General features: G+C 70.0%; 13 protein-coding genes. 7 read left to right on the top strand and 6 right to left on the bottom strand.

Annotation, left to right across the window (positions count from 1 at the left end):
• Positions 1-49 precede the first annotated feature (49 nt).
• Genes I3F54_RS09750 through I3F54_RS09740 form a run of 3 tightly spaced genes read right to left on the bottom strand, consistent with a single transcriptional unit; the run spans position 50 to position 3,232 of the window.
• Positions 50-928: a carbohydrate ABC transporter permease gene (locus tag I3F54_RS09750; protein ID WP_240118253.1), complete on the bottom strand. Its 879-nt coding sequence runs from the start codon at positions 926-928 to the stop codon at positions 50-52.
• On the bottom strand, positions 921-1,910 hold the full coding sequence (locus I3F54_RS09745) for a carbohydrate ABC transporter permease (RefSeq protein WP_240118252.1): 990 nt from the start codon (positions 1,908-1,910) through the stop codon (positions 921-923). Before I3F54_RS09745 ends, I3F54_RS09750 begins: the two co-directional genes overlap by 8 nt.
• Positions 1,911-1,915: 5 nt before the next feature.
• The gene (locus I3F54_RS09740; protein WP_240118251.1) at positions 1,916-3,232 is read right to left on the bottom strand and encodes a sugar ABC transporter substrate-binding protein; all 1,317 of its coding nucleotides are present in this window, start codon (positions 3,230-3,232) and stop codon (positions 1,916-1,918) included.
• 238 nt (positions 3,233-3,470) lie between these two features.
• Here I3F54_RS09740 and I3F54_RS09735 point away from each other — a divergent pair, with 238 nt between their 5' ends.
• Positions 3,471-5,276 carry a coagulation factor 5/8 type domain-containing protein gene (locus I3F54_RS09735; RefSeq protein WP_240118250.1) on the top strand — a complete coding sequence of 602 codons (1,806 nt, stop codon included), beginning with the start codon at positions 3,471-3,473 and terminating at the stop codon, positions 5,274-5,276.
• 86 nt (positions 5,277-5,362) lie between these two features.
• Here the strand turns inward: I3F54_RS09735 and fusA are convergent, their stop codons facing one another.
• The 3 genes from fusA to I3F54_RS09720 form a co-directional block, all read right to left on the bottom strand.
• Complete coding sequence (gene fusA, locus I3F54_RS09730; protein ID WP_240118249.1) at positions 5,363-7,426, bottom strand: elongation factor G; 2,064 nt, start codon at positions 7,424-7,426, stop codon at positions 5,363-5,365.
• A gap of 421 nt (positions 7,427-7,847) precedes the next feature.
• Complete coding sequence (locus I3F54_RS09725; RefSeq protein WP_240118248.1) at positions 7,848-8,648, bottom strand: alpha/beta hydrolase; 801 nt, start codon at positions 8,646-8,648, stop codon at positions 7,848-7,850.
• Between the two features lie 116 nt (positions 8,649-8,764).
• Positions 8,765-9,481, bottom strand: a complete 717-nt coding sequence (locus tag I3F54_RS09720; protein ID WP_240118247.1) for a DNA polymerase beta superfamily protein — start codon at positions 9,479-9,481, stop codon at positions 8,765-8,767.
• Positions 9,482-9,957: 476 nt separating this feature from the next.
• On the opposite strand from I3F54_RS09720, the gene I3F54_RS09715 reads away from it, so the two are divergent.
• From I3F54_RS09715 to I3F54_RS09690, 6 genes are all read left to right on the top strand, one after another.
• Positions 9,958-10,365, top strand: coding sequence for a hypothetical protein (locus I3F54_RS09715; RefSeq protein ID WP_308373307.1), 408 nt, complete (start codon positions 9,958-9,960; stop codon positions 10,363-10,365).
• An 80-nt stretch (positions 10,366-10,445) separates the two neighbouring features.
• Positions 10,446-11,921 carry a Rieske 2Fe-2S domain-containing protein gene (locus tag I3F54_RS09710; RefSeq protein WP_240118245.1) on the top strand — a complete coding sequence of 492 codons (1,476 nt, stop codon included), beginning with the start codon at positions 10,446-10,448 and terminating at the stop codon, positions 11,919-11,921.
• Positions 11,922-12,613: 692 nt separating this feature from the next.
• On the top strand, positions 12,614-12,823 hold the full coding sequence (locus I3F54_RS09705; protein ID WP_099202101.1) for a hypothetical protein: 210 nt from the start codon (positions 12,614-12,616) through the stop codon (positions 12,821-12,823).
• Positions 12,807-13,319, top strand: a complete 513-nt coding sequence (locus tag I3F54_RS09700; protein WP_374205879.1) for a DUF6879 family protein — start codon at positions 12,807-12,809, stop codon at positions 13,317-13,319. The genes I3F54_RS09705 and I3F54_RS09700 overlap by 17 nt, the downstream gene beginning before the upstream one ends.
• Entirely contained in the window at positions 13,316-14,149 is an 834-nt protein-coding gene (locus I3F54_RS09695; RefSeq protein WP_240118243.1) for a helix-turn-helix transcriptional regulator, read from the top strand. The genes I3F54_RS09700 and I3F54_RS09695 overlap by 4 nt, the downstream gene beginning before the upstream one ends.
• A 564-nt stretch (positions 14,150-14,713) precedes the next feature.
• The gene (locus I3F54_RS09690) at positions 14,714-14,851 is read left to right on the top strand and encodes a hypothetical protein (protein WP_240118242.1); all 138 of its coding nucleotides are present in this window, start codon (positions 14,714-14,716) and stop codon (positions 14,849-14,851) included.
• The last annotated feature ends 4 nt before the right edge of the window (positions 14,852-14,855 follow it).

The following is a 14,855-nucleotide window of genomic DNA, read 5'->3' as shown; positions in this document are numbered from 1 at the left end:
ACAGCGGGGTGCGGGGCCCGCGGGGCGCGGTTCGGGGGCGCGGAGGGGTTCACTTCACCGCTCCGGCCGTCAGCCCCGCGACGAGGTAGCGCTGAAGGAGGAGGAAGCCGCCGACCACCGGGACGCTCACCACGAGGGAGGCGGCCATGATCTGGTTCCAGTAGACGTCGTTGAGGGTGGAGTAGCCCTGGAGCCCCACGGCCAGCGTGCGGGTGGTGTCGTTGGTCATGACGGAGGCGAAGAGGACCTCGCCCCAGGCGGTCATGAAGGCGTAGACGGCGACCGCCACGATGCCGGGAACCGCGGCGGGGACGACGACGCGGAACAGCGCGCCGAGCGGGCCGCAGCCGTCGACCAGTGCGGCCTCGTCCAGGTCGCGCGGCACGGAGTCGAAGTAGCCGATCAGCATCCAGATGGAGAAGGGCAGGGAGAAGGTCAGGTAGGTCAGGATCAGGCCGCCGCGCGAGCCGAACAGGGCGACCCCCGTGGCGTTGCCGATGTTGACGTACAGCAGGAACAGCGGCAGCAGGAAGAGGATGCCGGGGAACATCTGCGTCGAGAGCACCGTCACCGTGAAGACGCGCTTGCCGCGGAACCGGTAGCGGCTGACGGCGTAGGCCGCGAAGACCGCGACGACCACCGAGCAGGCCGTCGCGGCGCCCGCGACGATCAGGGAGTTGGCGAAGTACCTGGCGAGCGGGACGGTCGACCAGATGTCGATGTAGGGGCGGACCGTGAGGCCGCTGGGCAGCCAGCGGAACTTCCCCGACACGTCCGCCAGCGGCTTCAGGGAGCTGGAGACCATGACGTACACGGGGACGAGGACGAAGCAGGCGAGGACGGTGAGCAGGATCCGGCGGGTCCACAGGAAGGAGACCGGGGGCGCCATGGGTGAGGTGCGGGGCGGGGTCGGGGCCCGGCTAGGCATCGGCGGTCCTCCGTCCGCGCGAGGTGACGGCCAGGTACACACCGGTCACGAGCAGCAGGAAGAGCAGCAGCAGGACGGACATGGCCGAGCCGGTGCCGAAGTTCCAGGTGACGAAGGACGCCTGGTAGATGTGGACGGAGATGAGGTCCGCGGCCTGTGGGGCCGCCTTGCCGAACAGGACGTACGGCGTGTTGAAGTCGTTGAACGTCCACAGGAAGAGGACGAGGACGAGGACCTGGTTGACCGGGCGCAGGGACGGCAGGGTGATCCGGCGGATCTGCTGCCACATCCCGGCGCCGTCCAGGGCCGCCGCCTCGTACAGCTCGCGGGGGATGTTCTGCAGGCCGGCCATGACGATGAGGAAGGCGAACGGCCAGCCCTTCCAGACCGAGACGGTCAGCAGCGCCCAGAAGCTGTTGTCGCCGATCAGCCAGAAGGACGGCTGGTCGGCGAGGTGCAGCTGGTCGTGCAGGACGTGGTTCACCAGGCCGTTGTCGTGCTGGAACATGAACACCCAGGTGATGACGGCCGCGTAGACCGGCAGGGCGTAGGGGACGAGGAAGAGGGCCCTGAGCAGTCCCCGGCCGCGGAAGGTGTCCTGCATGCAGATCGCCGCCGCGGTGCCGATGAGCCAGCACAGGCCGACCGAGAGGAGGGTGAAGGCGACCGTGACGAGGAAGGAGTGCAGCAGCGCCTCGCCCACGGGGGCGTTGAACTCCACCGACATGCGGTAGTTGTCGAGGCCGGACCAGGGCGCGGTGCCCCAGTCGCGGATGTGGAACTGGGTGAGTTCCTTGAAGCTCATCACCGTGCCGATGACCATCGGTACCAGGTGGACGAGGAGTTCGAGGACGAGGGCGGGCAGCAGGAGCAGGTAGGGCAGTCCGGCGCGGCGGAGCCGCCCCGGGCGGCGGCGGGGGGTTCCCCGGGGTGCCGCACCGGGGGTGCTCCTGCCCACCGGCCGTTCGGTGGTGGTGGTCATCGTGCTCACTTCGCCGGCATCTGCTGCTGGGCCTTCTCCAGCTTCGCCTTCACCGATGCGACGGTGACCGGGCGTCCGGCGGCGGCGTCGGCGAACAGTTCCTTGACGGCGGTGCCGACCGTCGTCTCGAACTGGGATTCGTCGGCGACCTGCGGCAGGGCGGCGGCGCTCGTGGCCAGGGTGTTCTTCAGCACGGCGGTCGCGGGGGCGCTGAAGGCGGGGTCGTCCTGAGCGCTCGCCACCGGCGGGATGGTGCTGTAGGCCTTGTTGAGGATCTTCTGCTCGTCGTCGCTGGTCATGAACTTCACGAACCGGGTGGCGCCGTCGAGGTTGTCGGTGTTCTCGAAGACGGCCAGGTTGATGCCGGCGACCATCGAGTTGACCTGGGTTCCGGTGCCGGGTGTGCCGGACTGCACGGGGACCGGGGCGATGCCGTAGGCGTCCTCGCTCATGCCCTGGGACCTGAGGTTGGCGGAGGCCGACTGCCACAGCAGCATCGCGGTCCTGCCCTTGGCGAAGTCGCTGACGGACTGGTTCTGGGCGTACTCGGCGTCGCCGGCCGGGATGACGTGGTCCGCGGCCATGAGGTCGACGTACTGCTTCACCGCGGTCACCACGCCGTCGTCGGTGAAGTCGGCCTTGCCGTCGTCGGTGAAGAAGCGGGCACCGTGCTGCCGGGCGAAGACGAAGACGTGGTGGATGTTCTCGGAGACGTTGGCACCCTCGGCGCCGAGTGCCTGCTTGCCCCCGGCCTGGATCTTCTTGGCGTCGGCGGTCAGTTCCGCCCAGGTGGCGGGGGGTTGGGCTATCCCGGCGTCGGCGAAGACCTGCTTGTTGTAGTAGAGGGCGTACGCCATCGAGTACAGCGGCACCGCGGCCGGGTCCTTGCCCGGGGCGCCGGTCGAGCCGAGCGCGGAGGCGACGAAGCGGTCCTTGCCGCCGATCTTCCCGAAGTTCCGTGCGTCCCAGGGCAGCAGCGCGCCGGTCGCCTGGAGGGAGGCGGACCAGGTGTTGCCGATGTTCAGCACGTCGGGGCCCTGCCCGGAGGTGGTGGCGGTGAGGATCCGGTTGAGCAGGTCGGACCAGGGCACGACCTCCAGCTCGACCTTGATGCCGGTCTGCCTCCGGAACCTGTCGAGCTCGGGTTGCAGGACCTTCTTGTCGATCTCGATGCTGGCGCCCTGGTTGGAGGCCCAGTAGGTCAGGGTCGTGGGCCTGTCGTTCGATCCGCCGCCGGCGGACGAACCGCCTCCGCAGGCCGAGGCGGTGAGCGCGAGGGAGAGAGTGACGGCGCCTACGGCCGCGGCTCGGGTGCTGCGCATGGCTCCTGGTGTCCCTTCCGGGAAGTGATCACGACTTAATTTAGGACGTGAGTTAAACCTCGCCGGCCTCGTTCGTCAAGGGTTTGCACAGACCTCGCCGAACTCTGCCGGACCTCTTGACGCATTCATTTCAGCAATGAACCATTCCCCGACAAGAGAGCGCTCCCATCACCACCGGCCGTTCACTTCCCGAACCTGCCGGTGCTCCCCGACGCTGACGACACAGGAGAGCCGCCCCATGTCTTCCGCCTCCCGCGACTCCGCACCCCCGCACCACCCGGCCGTCGGTCGCAGAGCCGTACTCGGCGCCGCCGCCGCGGTCGCGCCCGCGCTGGCCGGGCTGTCGGCAGGACCGGCGTCCGCCGCCCCCGCCTCCCGCCGGCCCTGCCGCCCCGTACTGCGCGGCGGCGGCGACCTCGGGCCGAACGTGCTCGTCTTCGACCCGTCGACGCCCGGCATCCAGGAGCGGCTGGACGACGTCTTCCGGCGGCAGGAGTCGGCCCAGTTCGGCACCGGCCGCCACGCACTGCTGTTCAAGCCGGGTACCTATGACGGGCTCAACGCGCAGCTCGGCTTCTACACCTCGATCGCGGGCCTGGGTCTCTCCCCCGACGACACCACGATCAACGGCGATGTCACCGTCGACGCCGGCTGGTTCGGCGGCAACGCCACCCAGAACTTCTGGCGCTCCGCGGAGAACCTCGCCCTGGTCCCCGCCAACGGCACCAACCGCTGGGCGGTCGCCCAGGCCGCTCCGTTCCGGCGGATGCACGTGCGCGGGAGCCTGAACCTGGCTCCCTCCGGCTACGGTTGGGCCAGCGGCGGCTACATCGCCGACAGCCGCGTCGACGGCCAGGTCGGGCCGTACTCCCAGCAGCAGTGGTACACCCGGGACAGCGCGGTCGGCGGCTGGGTCAACGCCGTGTGGAACATGGTGTTCTCCGGTGTCGAGGGCGCGCCCGCGCAGAGCTTCCCGAACCCGCCGTACACCACGCTCGACACCACACCGGTCTCCCGCGAGAAGCCGTTCCTCCACGTCGACGGCGACGCGTTCCGCGTCTTCCTGCCGGCGAAGCGGACGAACGCGCGCGGTGTGAGCTGGGACGGCGGCACACCGCGGGGCACGTCCCTGCCGCTGGAGCGGTTCTACGTGGCCGCGCCCGGCGACGGCGCGGCCACGCTCAACCAGGCCCTGGCGCAGGGACTGCACCTGTTGCTGACGCCCGGTGTCTACCACCTGGACGAGCCGGTCCGGGTGAACCGGCCGAACACGGTCGTCCTGGGGCTCGGCTACGCCACTCTGGTGCCCGGCAACGGCGTCACCGCCCTGAGGGTGGCCGACGTCGGCGGGGTCCGGCTGGCCGGGTTCCTCGTCGACGCCGGGCCGGTCGGCTCCCCCGCCCTGCTGGAGATCGGGCCCCGCGGCGCGTGGCGCGACCACCGCGCCAACCCGACGACCGTGCAGGACGTGTTCGTCCGCGTCGGAGGGGCCGGCGCCGGACGCGCCGCCATCGGCATGGTGGTGAACAACCGGCACACCATCGTCGACCACACCTGGATCTGGCGCGCCGACCACGGCACCGGGGTCGGCTGGGAGACCAACCGGGCCGACTACGGCCTCGTCGTCAACGGTGACGACGTACTGTGCACCGGCCTGTTCGTGGAGCACTTCAACAAGTACGACGTGCAGTGGTACGGGCAGCGCGGACGCACCGTCTTCTTCCAGAACGAGAAGGCCTACGACGCCCCCGACCAGGCCGCGATCCAGAACGGCTCCGTCAAGGGCTACGCCGCGTACAAGGTCGGCGACCACGTCACCGAGCACGAGGCGTGGGGGCTGGGCAGCTACTGCTTCTACAACGCCGACCCGACGATCGTGCAGCACCACGGCTTCGCCGCCCCCGAGCGTCCCGGCGTGCGCTTCCACGACGTGCTGGTGATCTCGCTCGGCGGCAACGGGCAGTACGAGCACGTGATCAACGACACCGGGGCACCGACCTCGGGGACGTCCACGATCCCGTCCACCGTGGTGTCCTACCCGTAGGTGCCCTTCCGCCCCGCCCCCCGCCACCGCCGCTCGCCCGACCCGGGTGGCCCCGCCCGCGCAGGGGCGGGGCCACCCGGCACCCCCTACGCCGCCGCGGACGGCGCCGGGGCCGGCGCGTAGCCGCTGGGCCGGGCCGTGAAGGTGCCGCGGCCCCGGGTGCGGCTGCGCAGCCGGGTGGCGTAGCCGAACAGCCCGGTCAGCGGCACGGTCGCGGTGACGACCGCGGCCCCCGGGCGGACCTCCGAGCCGGTGACCTGTCCGCGGCGGGCCGCGAGGTCGCCGAGGACCGTGCCGACCGCGTCCTCGGGCACCGTGACGGTCACCTCGGCGACCGGTTCCAGCAGGGTCATCGCGCAGGCCCGCAGCGCCTCGCGGAGCCCGAACCGGCCGGCCGTGCGGAACGCCGTCTCCGAGGAGTCCTTCACATGGGTCGAGCCGTCGGTCAGCGTCACCCGCAGACCGGTCACCCGGTGCCCGCCGAGGGGGCCCTCGGCGAGGGCCTCCCGGCAGCCGGCCTCGACCGCGCGGACGTACTCCTGCGGCACCCGGCCGCCGACGACGGCGGAGCGGAACTCGAAGCCGCCGTCGACGCCCAGGGGGGCGACGTCGAGGACTACGTGCGCGAACTGGCCGGCCCCACCGTCCTGTTTGACATGCCGGAACACCAGCCCGGACACACCACGCGCCACCGTCTCACGGTGACTGACAGCCGGCCGGCCGACGTTGACCTCCAGACCGTGGTCACGCCGCAGTCTCTCCGCCGCGACCTCCAGGTGGAGTTCGCCCATGCCGGACAGCACGGTCTGGCCCGTCTCCGGTTCGGTGCGCACGGCCAGCGACGGGTCCTCCTCGGCGATCCGCGCGAGCGCGCCGGCCAGCCGCCCGGTGTCGGTGCCGCGCCGCGCCTCGACCGCGACCGAGACCACCGGGTCGGCGACGCCCGGCGGTTCCAGGACCAGCGGGGCCCCGGGGGCGCACAGGGTCGAACCGGCGCGGGCGGACCTCGGCCCGGTCACGGCGACGATGTCGCCCGCGACGGCCCGCTCCAACGGCGCGTGCCGGTCGGCGCGCACGCGCAGGATCCGGCCGATCCGTTCGGTGCGGCCGGCGCCGGCGTCCCGCACGGTGTCCCCCTTCTCGATCGTCCCCGAATAGATCCGCAGGTACGTCAGGCGCCCCGTCGGCGTGGCCTGCACCTTGAACACCAGCGCCGCGAACGGCGCCGCCGGGTCGGCGGGCCGCTCCTCGTCCGCGCCGTCCAGGACGCCCCGCACGGGTGGCCGCCCGGCGGGCGAGGGCAGATAGGCCACGACGGCGTCGAGCAGCGGTTCGATCCCACGGTTGCGGTAGGCCGACCCGCACAGCACGACCACACCCTCGCCGCTGCCGGTCAGCTCCCGCAGAGCGGCGGCGAGCGTGGGCGCCGACACCTGCGACGCGGTGCAGAACTCCTCCAACGCGCCCGCGTGCAACTCGGCGACCTGCTCCTCCAGCAGCCGCCGCCGTTGCCGCGCCTGCTCGTCGAGCTCCTTCGGGACGGGCCCCTCGGCCACGCCGTCACATCCGTCCGTCCAGGTCAGCGCCCGCATGCGGAGCAGGTCGACGACGCCGGTGAAGCCGTCCTCCGTTCCGATGGGCAACTGGACGACCAGCGGGGCCGGATGGAGCCGCTTACGGATCGAGGCGACGGCCGCGTCCAGGTCGGCGCCCGCCCGGTCCAGCTTGTTGACGAAGGCGATGCGCGGGACCCCGTGCCGGTCGGCCTGGCGCCACACCGTCTCACTCTGCGGTTCCACGCCCGCCACGGCGTCGAACACGGCGACGGCGCCGTCCAGGACGCGCAGCGAACGCTCCACCTCGTCGGCGAAGTCGACGTGCCCGGGGGTGTCGATCAGGTTGACGCGGTGGCCGTCCCAGGCACAGCTGACGGCCGCGGCGAAGATGGTGATGCCGCGGTCTCGTTCCTGCGGGTCGAAGTCGGTGACGGTGGTGCCGTCGTGGACCTCGCCGCGCCTGTGGGTGGTACCGGTGGTGTAGAGGATCCGTTCGGTGACGGTGGTCTTGCCGGCGTCGACGTGGGCGAGGATGCCCAGGTTGCGGACGGTTCCGAGCGGGTCGACGGGGTGACGGTCGTATGCGTGGCGCACGGCCCTTGGTCCTTCGAAGTGGTACGGCAGGGGGCAGCGCGATGTCCCGGACGTCGTTCGGATGCCGGTACGGCCGATCGGTGGGCGTACTCAGGTGGACGTCGCGGGCCTCCGGTGCCGGCCGCGCAGCGGGCACCGGACGGCAGGAGACACGAGGATCACCTCGTAGCGGGCGCGGGAAGCGGCGACAGCGGTGCGGTCACGCACGGCCGGGCTCCCCTCACTCGTCGACTGCGGCGCGCCGCCGGTCTTCCGTCCTGGGGCGGCGCGCGCTGGCGTTGCGAGTGTAGGGAAGCGGGCCGTGAGGGGGCACGCGGTTTTCCGCGTGCCGGACGCCCGGCATCGGGCGGCGGGTGCCGGGTGCCGGATGTCGAGCGGCGGGTGCCGGGTGCCGGATGTCGGGCCCCGAAAGCCGGGGTCGTCAGCGGTACTCGGCCAGGAAGGCCTTGATGTCGGCCCACACCGAGGGGTGTTCGCGCAGGAGTTCGTTGCCGTGCGCGGCGCCCGGCACGATGTCGAGTTTCGCGCCCGCCGAGTTCCTCGCCAGCGCGCTCAGCTCCCGGGCCTCGTCGGCGGGCAGGCCGTCGTCCTCGGCCGCGATGAAGTACATGGGCAGGGACAGGTCGGGCACGATCGCGGCGGCGTCCATGGCGTTGAACCGGGAGCGGCCGGAGATCGACACCACGGCCGCGACGGACGGCTTCACCTGCGGGACGGCGACGAGGGAGGCGGTGCCGCCCTTGGACGTCCCCATCAGGAGCAGTTTGCGCACGCCCTGGCCGCGCAGCACCTCGGCGGCGCCGCGGATCTCCCCGACCTCGGAGCCGTTGCTGTTGACGGCGATCACCCGGTAGCCGTCCTCCGCCAGTTCGTCGGCCCGCGGGATCCAGGCGCACACGTCGTTGTCGACCTGGTGGGACAGGATGACGCCGGTGGTGCCGCTGCCCGTCTCGTAGGCGTGGACGTCGTTGCCGTCGGTGTCCTTGAAGAGGATCGACCTGTCCTTCTGCTTTCCCTTCAGGCAGCCGAAGTCCTCGGTGGACGGGGCAGCACTCGCGGGCGCCGCGGCGGGTTCGGAGACCGCGGGCAGTGCCTGGTCCTGCGCCCCTGCCTCCGTACCGGACGCGGACGCGCCCGCACTGCCGTCGTCGTCGCCACACGCCCCCAGGGTCAGTGCCCCCGCGCACACCAGAGCCAGCGCGGCCGGTACGGACCGTCTCATACGTCACTCTCCCCATCGGGAGGGTGGGGGCACCTCCCCGGCCTCCACCCGCGATCCGCCGAAAAGTAGCGACAGCGTCGACGCACAGTCAACGGACGGGAAATAACGAAAAGCGATCATGAGGTCGATCCGTCCCGGATCGACTCACCGGCAAGGTAGAAGGCGCGGCGGACACGGAGCAGCCAGGCCTCGGCGGCCGACTCGTCGGGGCGGTGCGGCAGGACGCTCGGGGTGGTGTCGAAGGCCTCCTCGAACCTGCGCATCAGGGGCGCGGCGGCCGTGGGATCCGCGGCGACCCGCTCGCCGAAGCGGTGATAGGCCTCCGGGTCCTCGACCCGGACGGTCAGCCGGCCCGTCGCGTACAGTTCGAGGCCCTGCGCGCACAGCCGCTTCAGATGGCGGGCGTGCTTGGCGGTGCGCCGGCCCACTTCGGCGGAGAGGGCGCCGTCGCCGCGGCCGAGCAGCTTCCTGAACTGCTGCGTGGCGTAGCCGAGGTAGGCATCGCGGACCCGGGTGGCGCTCAGGAAGGACGCGCGGATGCCGATGAGTTCGTCGCCGAGCGGGGTGCGCACCTCGTAGAGCTCCTCGGGCAGCCAGACGAGTTCCGTCACCGTCGGGTTGCCGCCGAGCGCAAGCCGGCACCACTTGCCTGCCTCGTGGAACGTGCGGTCCGGTGCCGTGCCGACGTGGGACTCCTTCGGCCGGTGCAGGCCGTGCAGTTCCTCGGTGGGCGCGGCGAACAGGCCGAGCCGGTCGATGTCGGAGCCCTCGCGGGCCAGGCCGTAGGCGGTGGAGCCGACCACGCCGGCCAGCAGGACGTTCTTGACGGTCATGGTTCCCCCAGGCGGTGCCGCGCCGTGCCGCCGGTCGCGATCACGGCACGCCCATGATGCCGGGAGAGCCTTCCCGCCCGCCTCAGCATTTCCGCGGGGCGGATCGGCGCCGCCGGCGACCTTACCGGCCCGGGCACAGGGCCGGGGCGAGCCGCGGGTGGGGGCAGAGCGGTACTCTCTCGAGTGCACCGGCGCCACGCCCTTCTCTCGGCCGCACCGAATCGCCCTTCGAGCCTGAAGAAGAGGAACTGCGGCTCGGCGGCGAGAAGGTCCGAGATCCACCCTGGCACGGACCTGGGGAGCACGCGTCGGGGACGGTTATCCCGGCGCGCGAGGGCGCGCAGCGCCAGACACGTACCTGTTGCGATCAGGATTGACCTAAGAAAGAGCCATTCGAGACAAATCCCGCGTACGCCCGGAGCCGGAGGCCACACTGGTCGCCTCGACAAGAGGGGGTGCCAGTGGGAACCGTTCGGATGAGGTCTGAGGACGACCGTCTGATGGACGAGCTTGGCGACTGGCTCCGCCGGGAGCCACGATTGCGCGGCCTCCTACGCCGGGAGCATTCGCCGACGCCCGGGTCCTTGGGGTCTCTTCCCGAGTTGGTGATCGAAAGTTGCATCTCAGGGGCCGCAGGGGCGCTCGCCACCACGCTGGGCCAGTCTCTGACCGGCTGGCTGAGATCCCGGCGGGCCCGCGGCACGGGATCGTCGGGGGCGATGCTGACCCTCACCACGCAGGACGGGCGCAGCCTGAGCCTGGACGCCAGGCGTCCTGTGGACGCAGCGGAGGTCGGCCGGTTCCTGGAGGCCGCTTTGGGCGGGCCCGTGCTGGCGCCGGACGCCACGCCCACCACACCGGTCGACGGCGACAGGACCACCTGAGAGTGCGGCTGCCCGACCCCGCGCGATCGCAAGCGATACTGATCGGCACGAGCACCCACCGATCGCCCGACCTCCCGGACGTGCCGGCGGTCCGACGCAACCTCACCGACCTCGCGGCGATCCTGGGGGACCCTGTGCTCGGGTCGATCCCGGCCGGACAGTGCACGGTGGTGTCGGATCCGGCCGACGCACGAGCGGCGTACGGCGCATTGCAGAGCGCGGCGAGGGCGGCCGAGGACACGCTTGTCGTCTACTTCGCCGGTCACGGGCTGCTCGGCGCACGGGGCGAACTCTTCCTGGCAATGGCGGACACGGATCCGGCGGAGCTGAGGGTAAGCGCTCTGGAGTACGACGTACTGCGGGAGGTGTTGTCACAGTGTGGTGCGGACAACCGGATCGTGGTACTCGACTGCTGTTTCAGCGGGCGGGCCGTTCCCGGCCTGGGTGCGGTGCTCAGTCTGACGGCGATCCAGGGGACGTACGTACTCGCCTCGGCCCCGCCGAACGGAGTCGCCCTCGCGCCCGAGGGAGCTGTGCACACCGCGTTCACCGGCGAGCTGATCGCCTTGCTGCAGGACGGCGTTCCCGACGGGCCGGAACTGCTCGGCCTGGGCGAGATCTATCGCAGGGTGCTGTGGGCAGCCGTGAGAAAGGGGCTTCCGCGGCCGGAGGGCAGCGGCACCGGCACGGCGGATCTGGTGGCGCTGGTACGCAACTCGGCCCTTCGCCCGCCGGTTCCGGCTACCGCCGCAGACTCAGAGGTTCCCGACACCCCGGAGCCACCCCACGCCCCTTGGGTCCCGGACAGCCCTGGGGGACCGGAGCGCGTCCCGCCGACGCCGCCCGAGGCCGCCAAGGCTTCCGGTACACCGTCCGATATCCCGCTCGCCGTGTCACCCGCCATGTGGCCCGGCCCCACTCCTGCATGGCCCTCACGACGCCGGGCGCTGGCCTCCCTGGCCGCGGTCGCCGTGGGCGGAGGCGGCCTCGGGATCGGCATCGCGGCGTGGAAGAGCCTTGACGAGGAGCGGCGAGGCGCCGGTGGCCCAACGCCGGCCGATCGCCCGTCCACCAGCCCGGACAGCATGACCACGACCGCCACCGCCAGTCCCGGTGCGACCGTCGACGCTGAGAGCGGCGGCGGAGCGACCGCCGGAAGCAGTCCCACCGCGAGCCACTCTTCCGCGAGCAAGTCCGCCCCCGACGGCGGCGTTCCCAACGAGCGCGGTACCGCTGCAGGGGAAAGCGACGCCTCCGCGGGGAAGGTGATCGCAGAAACGGCGGACATCCCCGTCGGCGGCGGTCTGGTCCTGGTGGAGCAGCAAATCGTCGTCACCCAGCCTGAACCGGACGTGTTCCGGGCGTTCACCGCAGTTTGTACACATCAGGGCTGCACAGTGACCGAGATCAGCGATGGCGCGATCCATTGCCCGTGTCACGGCAGCACGTTCGCCGTCGAGGACGGCACGGTGCTGGGCGGTCCTGCGACCGGACCACTGCCGAGTGCCCGGATCCAAGTGCGCGGAGCCCGCATCGAGATCGCGGCGGACACCTAGAAGAAGGCGTGCCGCCCGGGCACGCGGGACAACGTACGCAGTCGGAGTGCAGGTCGGCCTTCGCTCCGCAGACCACCGCCCGTGCCGGCGGCAGCCGTGTCCGCTACTCGACACAGCTGGGCTCCGCACCGGATGCGGTGAAAGAAACCCCCACAAGCATGCAGGGGCGATCATGTCCGACGCGCCTGGCATCGGGGCACAGATGTGGAACGCCCGCGCGAACCCCTGCCCACCGAAACGAAGAACCCCGGCCCCAACCGGGACCGGGGTTCAAATGATCCTGCTTCGGTGTCCGAGGGGGGACTTGAACTCTCCTCTCGGGCACCAGCCCCCAACCACTCTGACCTGGGAAAACGCCCGCTGACAGGCTTGATTTCGGCGGGCGCTTCTCCTGTTCTTTCCTGCTGTTTCAGGGGGTTTCCTGCCCTTGTTGGTCATGCGTTGGTCACGTGACCAACCCTCCTCCGAGGCGTCCGTACCTGGGTCGCGTCAGGCCTCCCGGACGGCGCCACGGGGCTACGCCCAGTCTGCACGGTCGCGGACGTGACCGCGTACCGGGGTGGGCTGGAGCGGTCGGAGACCTGTTTATGCGAGGACACGCATAGTCGCGTTCACGCATAGACGCGTAGTGTCACCCCCTCTACTGTCGTTGGCCAGGCGGCCCAAACGGGGCCAGAGCAAGGGGGTTTGGCATGTCCGAACGTTCGGCACTCACCCGGCTCACGGGCAACGGCAACGGCGAGTGCGGAGAGAAGGACTGCCCGAACGTGTACCGCACGGCCACCGGCTCGTTCGTGGTGCAGGGCGACGTGTCCGACGCCTTCACCCCGCCCACCGGGGAAGGGCTCGTGGAAATCCCGGAGGCGGTTCTCAGGGAGGCGTTCCGTGCACTTGGATGGTGACGCGTGGAATGACTGCTTCGATTCCATGGAGCGTGAGGCGTGGCGGCTGGAAACGCTGCCCGGCTACACCATGCCCCAGGAAGCGGAAAAGCTGAAGCGCTTCCTTGCCGGGGAGAGATCCCCGGACGATTACACGTCGGCTTGGATGGACGAGGTTCGGCAATGGACCTTGGAAGGGAAGAGCGTCGGCAGGGTGCACGTCGTGACTCGCCCGCTCTCGGACTACCTCCGGTTCGAGTTCGAGTATTACTACCGACACCACGTGAAGGCGGGCGAGGATATCCGCATTCTCGACCTCACCGACCGAGAGAACCCGGGACTTCCGGAACAGGACTTCTGGATGTTCGATGAGTCCAAGGTGGTTCTGATGAACTACCGGGCGGACGGGACGCAGATAAACCGAGAACTGTACGAGGGTGACCCTGAGCCGTATCGGCAGTGGAAGCGGATTGCCGTTGCCGAGTCGGTTCCCTTCCTGGAGTACGTGAGCGGGTGACGTTCGACCCTGAACAGTTGGGGCAGCCGAAGCAAGAATTGGCCGCCCTGCTGAAAGAACTACGCAAGCGAGCCGGCCTCACTGGGGACCGGCTCGCTCGGCGTTGCAACATGTCCCAATCGAAGATCAGTCGGATCGAGAACGGGAAAGCGCAACCGAGCCTCCTCGACCTGGAGAGAATCCTCCGAGCTGTCGTTGCTCCGCCCGAGGTCATCGAGGAGGTCATTGCCCTCGCGAGGCTGGCCAATACCGAGTGGCAAGACCTGCGCTCGCTGCGCCGCAGAGGACTGGAAAAGAAGCAGACTGAACTTGCTGCGCTCGAATCCTCCTCTACCGAGTTCCGTTTCTTCCTGCTGTCAATGATTACGGGACTGCTGTCCACCCCTGAGTACATCCGGGCCAGCCTCGCCCATTCTCCGGCTGATGTCACTAAGACGATCGCGAGGAAGCTTGAGCGGCAGGAGATTCTTTATGACACGAAGAAGCGGTTCACCTTCATCCTCACCGAACAGGCCGTGAGGTGGCCGCTTCTACCCCCGGCCGCGATGGCGATGCAGATTGACCGGCTGGCCTCACTGACTCACCTGCCGAATGTGAAGCTCGGTGTCATCCCAATCGCGGGACACAAGCCAATGGCTCCAATGGACACCTTCACTGTCTACGACAACACCCTGGCCACTGTGGAGAACACCACCGGTGTCGTGATCCTGAGAGATCCACGCGATATTGAAATGCATTTGGAACTGTTCTCGACACTGGAGGGGTACGCGCTGTTCGGGGCCGAAGCGCGAGCTTTGTTGACGGAGTGGGCTGCCGCCTTCCGCTCATGATCTTTAGTCCATGACGGGAAAGAACTACACAGCCGCCGCTTTCTGGGCCAATGATTTCCCCCATGACAGCGACCGAGCGAAACGAGAAGCGAGACCGCGTCGGCGTGGGCCGGTTGCTGGACTACCGGCAGACGTTCGGCCCTGATGGTGAGGTGCGCTCATGACCGGGCGTATGACTCTGCGGGTGTCGCACGACGGCGGCCGGACCTATGGCCCGGTGCGTGAGGTTCAGGTGGAGCCGCGCAATGCGGTGATCCTGGGTTCACCGACCAAGTACCCGCCGTGCGGGTGCTCCCGGTGCACGGGCAGCGGCTCGTTGTCTGCCAGCGCTCTCCGCCCCGTGGCGGTGGAGCTTGAGCCGGAGTGATGCGCGGCCTGCGCCTGTGAGTGCTGCGTCGCTTCGGCCGGTACGCGGGTCCGCTCTACCTGGCCATGATCCTCGGCAGCGTGGCCCTGTTCCTCGCCGGAGCCCTAGCGATGCGGTAGCGGCCTCACTGGTTACCGCCCTCCCTGCTTCCCGCCTGATCCCTGGCGGGAGTTCCCGAGAAGAGAGAGGTAAGTCCGATGGTGGAAGAGAACGCCGTTTCGGTCGCCCCCGAAGGGGGTGGCCTGCTCGTCGCAAAGCGGAAGATCGTGGCCGCGCGCACTCGTGCCGAGCAGGAGTCGGACGTCAGCGGTGGCCGTTCCGACGGCAACGACTGACAGG

Source organism: Streptomyces sp. MUM 2J, from assembly GCF_022414535.1.
GTDB lineage: Bacteria > Actinomycetota > Actinomycetes > Streptomycetales > Streptomycetaceae > Streptomyces.
The sequence above is the reverse complement of the archived record's forward strand: the minus strand, read 5'-3'. Positions and strand labels throughout refer to the sequence as shown.

Bases quoted from the DNA above. Each gene is read 5' to 3' on its own strand.
- I3F54_RS09725 (WP_240118248.1), bottom strand. From the start codon at position 8,648: ATGAGACGGTCCGTACCGGCCGCGCTGGCTCTGGTGTGCGCGGGGGCA.
- I3F54_RS09715 (WP_308373307.1), top strand. From the start codon at position 9,958: ATGAGGTCTGAGGACGACCGTCTGATGGACGAGCTTGGCGACTGGCTC.
- I3F54_RS09750 (WP_240118253.1), bottom strand. From the start codon at position 928: ATGCCTAGCCGGGCCCCGACCCCGCCCCGCACCTCACCCATGGCGCCC.
- I3F54_RS09705 (WP_099202101.1), top strand. From the start codon at position 12,614: ATGTCCGAACGTTCGGCACTCACCCGGCTCACGGGCAACGGCAACGGC.
- I3F54_RS09735 (WP_240118250.1), top strand. From the start codon at position 3,471: ATGTCTTCCGCCTCCCGCGACTCCGCACCCCCGCACCACCCGGCCGTC.
- I3F54_RS09745 (WP_240118252.1), bottom strand. From the start codon at position 1,910: ATGACCACCACCACCGAACGGCCGGTGGGCAGGAGCACCCCCGGTGCG.
- I3F54_RS09740 (WP_240118251.1), bottom strand. From the start codon at position 3,232: ATGCGCAGCACCCGAGCCGCGGCCGTAGGCGCCGTCACTCTCTCCCTC.
- I3F54_RS09690 (WP_240118242.1), top strand. From the start codon at position 14,714: ATGGTGGAAGAGAACGCCGTTTCGGTCGCCCCCGAAGGGGGTGGCCTG.
- I3F54_RS09720 (WP_240118247.1), bottom strand. From the start codon at position 9,481: ATGACCGTCAAGAACGTCCTGCTGGCCGGCGTGGTCGGCTCCACCGCC.